This is a genomic window from Catellatospora sp. TT07R-123 (genome assembly GCF_018327705.1).
Classification (GTDB): domain Bacteria; phylum Actinomycetota; class Actinomycetes; order Mycobacteriales; family Micromonosporaceae; genus Catellatospora.
This window is the reverse complement of the sequence record NZ_BNEM01000002.1, coordinates 1,085,218-1,093,532: the sequence shown is the minus strand read 5'-3', so window position 1 is coordinate 1,093,532 and position 8,315 is coordinate 1,085,218. Positions and strand designations below refer to the sequence as shown.

The 8,315-nt window shown below is 71.4% G+C and carries 9 protein-coding genes; 4 read left to right on the top strand and 5 right to left on the bottom strand.

The genetic code is table 11. The annotated features are described in order from the left end of the window. Window positions 1-4 precede the first annotated feature (4 nt). Together Cs7R123_RS25005 and Cs7R123_RS25000 are read right to left on the bottom strand one after the other, a co-directional pair. A complete protein-coding gene (locus tag Cs7R123_RS25005; RefSeq protein ID WP_212830153.1) occupies window positions 5-448 on the bottom strand; it encodes a VOC family protein in 444 nt (147 codons plus the stop codon). Between the two features lie 62 nt (window positions 449-510). Then, window positions 511-1,377 (bottom strand): alpha/beta fold hydrolase, encoded by an 867-nt coding sequence (locus Cs7R123_RS25000; RefSeq protein WP_212830152.1) that lies wholly within the window; start codon window positions 1,375-1,377, stop codon window positions 511-513. 22 nt (window positions 1,378-1,399) lie between these two features. Here Cs7R123_RS25000 and Cs7R123_RS24995 point away from each other — a divergent pair, with 22 nt between their 5' ends. Both Cs7R123_RS24995 and Cs7R123_RS24990 read left to right on the top strand, forming a co-directional pair. Then, entirely contained in the window at window positions 1,400-2,008 is a 609-nt protein-coding gene (locus tag Cs7R123_RS24995; RefSeq protein ID WP_212830151.1) for a TetR/AcrR family transcriptional regulator, read from the top strand. Between the two features lie 29 nt (window positions 2,009-2,037). After that, window positions 2,038-2,502, top strand: a complete 465-nt coding sequence (locus Cs7R123_RS24990) for a hypothetical protein (protein ID WP_212830150.1) — start codon at window positions 2,038-2,040, stop codon at window positions 2,500-2,502. Between the two features lie 26 nt (window positions 2,503-2,528). On the opposite strand, the gene Cs7R123_RS24985 is transcribed toward Cs7R123_RS24990, so the two are convergent. From Cs7R123_RS24985 to Cs7R123_RS24975, 3 genes are all read right to left on the bottom strand, one after another. Beyond that, window positions 2,529-3,251: a hypothetical protein gene (locus Cs7R123_RS24985; RefSeq protein WP_212830149.1), complete on the bottom strand. Its 723-nt coding sequence runs from the start codon at window positions 3,249-3,251 to the stop codon at window positions 2,529-2,531. A gap of 127 nt (window positions 3,252-3,378) precedes the next feature. After that, complete coding sequence (locus tag Cs7R123_RS24980) at window positions 3,379-4,116, bottom strand: 5-formyltetrahydrofolate cyclo-ligase (protein ID WP_212830148.1); 738 nt, start codon at window positions 4,114-4,116, stop codon at window positions 3,379-3,381. Window positions 4,117-4,214: 98 nt separating this feature from the next. Continuing rightward, complete coding sequence (locus Cs7R123_RS24975) at window positions 4,215-5,729, bottom strand: FAD-binding protein (protein WP_212830147.1); 1,515 nt, start codon at window positions 5,727-5,729, stop codon at window positions 4,215-4,217. A 66-nt stretch (window positions 5,730-5,795) separates the two neighbouring features. On the opposite strand from Cs7R123_RS24975, the gene Cs7R123_RS24970 reads away from it, so the two are divergent. Then, window positions 5,796-6,398 carry a hypothetical protein gene (locus Cs7R123_RS24970; protein ID WP_212830146.1) on the top strand — a complete coding sequence of 201 codons (603 nt, stop codon included), beginning with the start codon at window positions 5,796-5,798 and terminating at the stop codon, window positions 6,396-6,398. A gap of 198 nt (window positions 6,399-6,596) precedes the next feature. After that, a complete protein-coding gene (locus Cs7R123_RS24965; protein WP_212830145.1) occupies window positions 6,597-8,264 on the top strand; it encodes a protein kinase in 1,668 nt (555 codons plus the stop codon). The last annotated feature ends 51 nt before the right edge of the window (window positions 8,265-8,315 follow it).

Genomic DNA, 8,315 nt, shown 5'->3' with positions numbered 1-8,315 from the left:
GGTGTCAGGCGACGCAGAACTCGTTGCCCTCGGGGTCGGCCAGCGTGATGCCGTACTGGCCGTTCGCGTCGTCGTCGTTGCGGTGCAGCTCCGTGGCGCCGAGCCGCATCAGCTCCGCCACCTTGGCGTCCACCCGCTCGCGGCGCACCGCGACCGGCACCGAGCGGCCACCGCCGACCATCACGTCGAGATGCAGCCGGTTCTTGAGGGTCTTGCGTTCTGGCACGATCTGGAACCAGATCGCGGGCCCGGCACCGGTCGGATCGACCAGTCGGTCGACGCAGTCACTGTCGCCGAGTTCCTCGGCGGGCACGCCCACGCTCAGGTAGAAGTCCCGCCAGGAGGCGTGCCCCGCGGGCGGGTCCTGTGCGCGGTAGCCCAGCGCCGCGGCCCAGAACGGCACCAGCCGGTCGGGTTCGGCACAGTCGATGGTGAGCTGAAATCCCATGCCGGAGATCCTGCCTCAGGAGTCCGACAGTCCGGGTCAGGCTCGGGGCGTCCGGTGCGTGCTCAGCTGGTCCGGTCCAGGAAGGCGCCGGTCCGGTCGAGGATCTGATCCGGGCAGCTCATCGGCAGGTCGTGGCCCGCCCCCGAGACGAGGTCCACCTCGGCCCGGGTCAGGGTCCGGATCCGCTGCGCGACGGCTGCCGCGTCGTAGAGCTGGCTGTGCTCGCCGAGCAGCACCAGCGCCGGGGTGGTGAGCTGTCGCAGTTCCTCGTCGGTCAGCGGGGGCGGGACCGGCAGCCGCCGCCGGAAGCCCATCGTGACAGCGGCCAGGCCCATCACGTCGTCGTCGCGCAGCGTCGCGTTGCGGACCCAGCCGGCCGCCCGGTGGCGCATCGGCCGGGGGCTGAGCCCGGCGAGACCGCCGACGATCACCCACGCGATGAACCGGCCCGTGATCTTGCCGAAGCCCGCCGGGTCCAGCAGGGTCAGCGAGGCTGCGGCGGCGGGGTTGCGGATCGCGTACTGCAGCGCGGTCCAGCCGCCGTACGAGCAGCCGACGAAGTGTGCGCGCGGGACGTCCAGGCGCGTGAGCAGCTCGCCGAGCCACCGGGTGATGTCCTCGGCGCCCTCGATCGGCCGGTCCTGGACGGACCCGCCCGGGTCGCCCACCGGGTCCACGGCGATGACGCGCCGGTGCCGTCCCAGCTCGGCGACGTAGCGGTGCCACATGAGGGCGTTGCCGCCCGCTCCGGGCAGCAGCACGACAGGGGTGCCGTCGTCGGGGCCGCAGGTGTAGACGCGGGTGGTGCCGTAGGCGGTCGGCACGTCCGTCGTGGCGCGGCCGGGCCAGCGGCGGTCGAGCGCGTGGCCGTAGGCGGCGAGGAACTTGGTACGGGCGTTTTCGCTGGTGAAGGCTCCCACCGTTTTCATGGTACGACTGTATCATCAAAGCGTGCCGAGACGAGTCGACCATGACGTGCGCCGCCGCGAGATCGGCGAGGCGCTGCTGCGGATCGCCCACACGAAGGGCCTCCAGGCGGCCAGCATGCGGGAGGTCGCGGCCGAGGCCGGGGTGTCCCTGCGGCTGGTGCAGTACTACTTCCAGAACAAGAACGGGCTGCTGCTCGCCGCGCTCGGATACCTGGGGGAGCAGCTGTCCGCGCGCGTGGAGCAGCACATCCGTGCACTCGGTATGCCGCCCACCCCGGCCGGGATGGTCTACGGGACGCTGACGGCGATCCTGCCGACAGACGAGGAGAGCCGCCGGATCACTCGCACCTACGCGGCGTATTACACGCTCGTGCTGGCGGAGCCGGAACTCGCCGCCGAACACGGGGCGACCTATCCCGACCTGCTGGAACGCTTTCTGGCCAAGCAGTTGGAGGCGGCTGGGGCGTCCTCGGCGGAGGACTCGCGGACGATCGCGGCGGGTCTGCTCGCCATGACGAACGGGCTGGGCTCCAGCGTGCTCGGCGGCCAGCGCGACGGCGACGCGGCACTGGCCGTCCTGCGATACCACCTCGACCGGCTGTTCGCCGGGGCCACCTCAAGCGATCGATAGCCATCACATCGGCGGACTATGCTGTCGGTATGGCTGAGCCCTCGGGGAAGTCACACGCCATGCCGCGACACGCGGCTCACCTGGTCGCGGCATGGCTGTGCGCGGCGGGAACTGTGGCCACGACGGCGTTCCTCGTCGTCGCGCTGGCTTCGGGCAGCCTGCTCGGCCGGGACGACGCGACCGTGGGCGGCGTGGCCCTGGCCGGCGTCGTCTTGCTCCTGGTCGTGACGGCGGCCGTCGCTGTCCTGCTCGCCTATGCCGGCCACGCCGTCTGGAGGCGCGGCCGTCGGCTGCCGGCCGGGCTCCTCGGCGGCGTGTCGCTGGTGATCGGGATAGGCGCGCTGCTCGCGGAGTTCGCCGAGTCCGGCGGCGGCGAGCAGAGCGCGCTGGTCGGCTGGGGCGTCATGACCGCCTGGGCGCTGGCCGTGCTGGTGTCGGTCTCTGTTCCGGCCCGTGCGCTGGTGCAGCCGGACGAACCAGCCGACCGCAGTTAGGCGTGCCAAGCGCCGCTGCCGGACCGCTACTCAGTCAGAGCTCGCTCGCCGTCATGCTCAGGTGGTGCACCGGCGATCGACTTGAGGCGTTGCGACTCGGCCGCGGTGCCGATGGCGGCGCGGTGTTCGGGGTGGTCGAGGTAGTGCCGGATGGCTGCGGTCAGGAACATGTAGTCCACGGCGAAGCCTCGGGGGATGGTTTCCGCCCGCTCCCTGCGGTTCGGCCCGACCAGCGTCAGTCGCACACCCCGGGCCGCCCGAGGGCCGGTCTTGACGAACTCGGCACTGGTGATGCCGTCCCAGGAGGTGCGGATAAAGCCGAGGCCAGGGCACTCCAGCCCGGCGGGTGTCAGGACGAGCCGAGGCTGAAGGAAGGGAATGATCAACATGAAGACGCTCATCACGGGGATGTCGGCAAGGGTGCCAACTGCATCCGCCATGCTGGAGCTGGACGATAACGCGGCGAGATGGGGCGCGGCCAGGTATCCGCCGACAGTGAACATGCCGCCGTTCGGCCACCGCTGAGTCGCGGTGAACGAGCCCGCCAGCACCTGGAACCCCGTGGGTCGCCACGGCCAGCGCCATACGGCCAAGCTCCACGCCGCCAGGACCGCCAGCGGTATCAGCAGGTAGGCGGCGATTCCGCCGGACTGCCGCCACGGCTCGGCCACCAGACCCAGGACAATGCCCAGCGGCCAGCAGAGAACTGCTGTGGCGACGGTAGGCAAGGACCTGCGACGACGGAACATGGCGCACACCATAGCGACCGTCATCCAGGGGCACGGCACTAGTCAGCGGCCGAATTCGCCTTCAAGGCGTCCCCGACGGGATCTCGTCCGCCCATGGGAAATCCCGCGCCACAGCATTCCAACGTTCTCAGCGCGAAAATCTCGCAAGTGCTGGTATGGCGCGAATCTTCTCCTGGGAAAGATGGTCCAGCATTATGCCGGGCGGCCGTCGGGGCGGACCGCATCGGATGACCTCGTCGGGTGTGACGATGACATCGACACTGAAGTCGTGCTCGGTCTCGGGCAGGTCGTCTTCGACCAACTGGAGCTGATGAACGGTGGTGACGACGACGGTCTCCGGACCGATGAGACCGGCTTCGGTCAGGAGGGCCACCTCGATGTCGCTGTATCCGGCACCTTTGCCCACCCGGACTCCTCGCCGGTCGACCGCGACGCTGCCTGCGACGACGAGGTCCACATGGCGCATCTGCCCCACATCCACCCTGGGCGCGTGCTCGCGGGCGCCAGCGCCGGTCGAGATGTCCTCGAATGCGACAGTGATATCCGGGGGATCGAGAAGGTAGAAAGGCTCAAGCGTGGCGAGCCTGGGTACGGCCATGTACAGCAACTTGCCCGCGCTGAGAGCGCCTACCCGTACGGGATGCTGCGCCCAGTCCGGGTTGGCCTTGACCACATCTGCGCCCCGCCATTCGTCGAGTTCGAACAGCCGCTGCGCAGCCCGATCCGCTCCGGCGAAGTGGGGGATTCGACCGTGCGCACCTGGCGGCAACGCCACTCCTGCGTTGTCGAGTAGCGTCCATACTCTCTCGCGCACGGCTTGCTTGGCCCGGTCGACCGCAGGTCCGATCACGCTGTTCTCCGTCATCCGTCTGCCGCGACCGGTGGGTCAGATCATGCCGTCGACACCGACACCACCAGCTCCGCCAGTTCCCGTCCAGGAGATCTGAACGGCGGACGGGGTGCTCAGGGCAGGCGGACCGACTGGGCGTGGCGGAACGTGTCGGTGGGATCCCAGCGGGCCTTGACCTGCTGCAACCGTTGGTATCCGGCGCCGAAGTACAGCTCGGTCCACGGCGTGCCCGAGGTGTTCCACTCCGGGTCGGACAGGTCGATGTCAGGGTAGTTCACGTAGCAGCCGTCGAGCTGGTCGCCGGGCACCGGCACGCCGCCCCGGTCGGCGAACACCGACCGGTACGCGCGCCGGATCCAGTCCAGGTGCCGCTCGTCGTCGGCCGGATCAGCCCAGTACACCTGCCACTGCACCTTCAGCACGCTGTCGCGGTGCGGGTACGCCGTGGCGTCGGCGGCCACCGCGTTGATGGCCCCGCCGAACGAGTCGAGCTGCAACTGCGCGTCAGGATGGCCGTACTCCAGCGAAGCCCAGATCGCGTCCCGCTGCGCCGCGGTGAACCCGCGCCGTAGGAACGCCGACTTGTACTTGGCCCGCAGCCCCAGGTCGCTGCCTGCCGCGAGCTGGTTGGCCCAGGCCCACTTCAGCTTGCGCGGCGCGGCCGCCTCGGGCAGCGCGGCGACCTTGCCCGCCTGCTCGGTCATCGGCGCGGCCGGGCCGACCCCGGCGCCGACCTCGGCGACGAACGCCCGCAGCAGCGCCTCGGCCTGCGGGTCCGTGGCGTCCATCGTGGTGCGCAGGCTGATCCCGGCCGCGGCCCTGGTGGGCACGAGCAGGGCAGAAGCCAGTCCGGCGTACGGGTCGGCCGCGTCGGCGTGCCGCTCGTGCCAGCCGCCGAAGTTGGCCAGCAGCCGGTCGAAGCCGTCGCGGTCCAGCGTCTCCCACGGCCAGGTCGCGGCGTGCAGCCACACCTCGGCCGGGGGAGCGGGCAGCGCCCGCGCGGGCTCGGCCGGGGCGTGCGGCGAGCGCAGCCAGAACCGGGTGACCACGCCGAACGTGCCGCCGCCACCGCCGGTGTGGGCCCACCACAGGTCGTGGTGCGGATCGTGCGGGTCCCGGGACGCGACCACCGCGCGTACGCCGCCGTCGGCGTCGACGACCACGACCTCGACGGCTTCGAGGTGGTCGATGGTGAGGCCGTGCCGCCGCGACAGCACGCCGTAGCCGCCGCCGGTGAAGTGGCCGCCCACGCCGACGCTGTGGCAGGAGCCGCCGGGGATGGTGACGCCCCAGTTCTTCAGCAGCGCCTTGTACACCGCACCCAGAGTGGCCCCGGCGCCGATCGCGTACGCGCCGCGCTCGGCGTCCCAGTCGACGCCGTTCAGCCCGGACATGTCGATGAGCAGCGCGATGTCGGGGCCGGCGACGAAGCCCTCGTAGCAGTGGCCGCCACCGCGCACCGCGACGCGACGTCCGGTGTGCACGGCCCGCGTCACGGCGGCCACGACGTCGTCGGTGTGGCGGACCCGATGAACCTCGTCAGGCTTGCCGGTGAAGCGCCGGTTGAGCGCCCGCGCGAGCTCGCCGTATCCGGCATCGGCAGGTCCGAGGATCAGCGCTTCCGACATGCGCGCCACCCTACTAGAAACAAACCTAAAAGTAACCGCCGTCGTGGCGGCAGGCATGATGTGCAGGTGTCGAGCGATGAGACGTACGTGCTGGTCGGCTATGTCGCCGCGTTCCGGTGGAAGCCGCCCGCCGCGGAATGGACGCGGCACCTTCCGGCTGAGGTCGTCAGCGTGAGCGAGTGCCTGACCGATTTCCTGCCGCAGGATCAGGAGCCTTTCTACGCGCCATGGCACCAGACGTGGCAGGAGGCGGCCGAGGCGGCCGGGCAGGCGCTGCCCGAAGCGGGGAAGGCGCATGTTCTGGGGATGAGCGTGCCCGAATCCGGAGCTGCTGAGCTCACGGTGAGGACCGAACGCTGGACCGGCCATCCGATCCAGGTCAATCTGGCGCAGCCGAGCTCGCCTCCGCCCGGCACGGATCACGGGTTCGAGGTCCTCGGGTTCGAACACGGCCGGTTCCACTCCTGGCTCTGCTACAGCCTGCACCATCAGGCCTTCGACAGGTTCGGCATCCGCCCCAACGACCGCGGCCTGCTGGCCACGCTTGCTGAAGCCCGGCAGGTCGCAGAGTTCGCCAACATCAACCGGGATATGCCGGACGGCACGCCTCTGGACGTCCACTGGCTCCCCGCTCTCGTCACCGAACACGATCAACCTCGTCGTGAGTGACGTGCAGTTTCGGGGAAACTGCACGAATCCGCGCCAAGATTCCAGCACTTTCCCCGAAACTGCACGCACGCCCCGGCCGTGATCACCCGCGTACCGCGCGGGTTGTAGGTGGGGGACCGTCCTACCGCGACGGTACGAGGCGCGAGGTCCATCCGTCGGCGGACGACTGAGACCCCGGGCTCGCGGGATGCTCGTGCGGTGACCGGCTCCAGCGAACCGCCTGCCGATCAGCGCGAACCCGCCCCGGTCGGCGCGGTGGCGGGCTACACCGACCTCGTCCGCATCGGCGTCGGCGGCTCCAGCGTCGTCTACCGCGCCCGCCAGGACCTGCTCGCCCGCACCGTCGCGCTCAAGGTCTTCGCCGCGGGCGCCGACGAGCGCGCCTACCAGCGGTTCCAGCGCGAGGCGAAACTGACCGGGCGGCTGAGCGGCCACCCCAACGTGGTGACTGCCCTCGACGTCGGCGTCACCTCGACCGGCCAGCCGTACCTCGCGACCGCGTTCTACGACGGCGGCTCCCTGCACGACCGGGTCGCCGCGAGCGGGCCGCTGCCCGCCGCCGAGGTCGCGGGCATCGGCGCGAAGATCGCCGCCGCGCTGGCCGCCGCGCACGCCGTCGGGCTGCTGCACCGCGACGTCAAACCCGCCAACATCCTCATCTCCCGGTACGGCGAACCGGCGCTCGCCGACTTCGGCACCGCCCACCTGGCCACCGGTCAGGCGTCCGCGACCCGCCTGGACGTGTTCTCCCCGCACCACGTCGCCCCCGAGGTGCTCGGCACCGGCAAGTCCGGCGCGGCCGCCGACGTGTACGCCCTCGGCTCCACGCTCTACCACCTCGCCACCGGCCACCCGCCGCACGCCGCCGACGGCGGCCCCCTGGCCACCGTCCTGTGGCGCATCGTCAACGATCCGGTTCCCCAGCTCGACTGCCCCGACCTGCCCGGACTGGCGCCGGTGCTCGCCCGTGCCATGGCGAAGGCGCCGGACGACCGGTACCGGTCGGCTCAGGACTTCGCCGTCGCGCTGCGCGAGCTCGTGCCCGAGGGCGCGTCGGCGCGGCCGGTGCCGGTCGCGGTCGCCGAACCGGTACGCGACCTGCCCGCGGCCCAGCCGACCGCGCCACTCGCCGCGGTCGCGCCACCGGCCTGGCATCGGCGCCGCCCGGTGCTCGCCGCCGCCGCGGCACTGGTGGTGCTGGCGGTCGGCGTGGCCGTGGTGCTCGCGGGTGCCGGTGACGGGCAGCCGTCGGCGAGCGGGGCGGACCCCTCACCGCAGGTCGTGCCGTCGACGCCGCCGAGTGCGGCCGCGGCGGTGTCGCCGGGTGTCGCCGCGACCGCTGCGGCGGTGTCGCCCGCGACCGGGCCGTCGGCGGGGCCGCAGCCGACGGCCGCGCCGCGCAGGCCGTCGCAGCAGCCGACGGTGGCGCCGCCGTCCAAGCCGGGGCCGCTGCTGAGCAACGGCACGTTCGGCGGTGGGACGTCGCCGTGGTGGGGCAGCGTGCCCGCGGTGAAGGTGTCGGCGGACTCGGGGCGCCTACGGGCCGCGGTGAGCAGCGGTACGCCGAATCCGTGGGACGCGATGGTGGCGCACGACTTCTCGCCGCTGGTCAAGGGCGCCTCGTACACGCTGTCGTTCGACGCGTCGGCCTCGGCGCGCAAGACGTTCCCGATCACGGTGCAGATGGGCGGCAAGCCGTACACGAACGCGATGTGGAAGAGCGCGACGGTCGACACCACGACCAGGCACTTCAGCTTCACGTTCACGCCGGGTTTCGGCACCGACTGGGGGCTGGTGAGCTTTCAGCTCGGGGCCAACGGCGACTTCACGTTCTGGCTGGACAACGTGACGCTGGTCCGCAACTGAGCGAGCCCGGGCCGCCTGTGCGGGCGACCCGGGCTCGGTGGTGGTGCTACG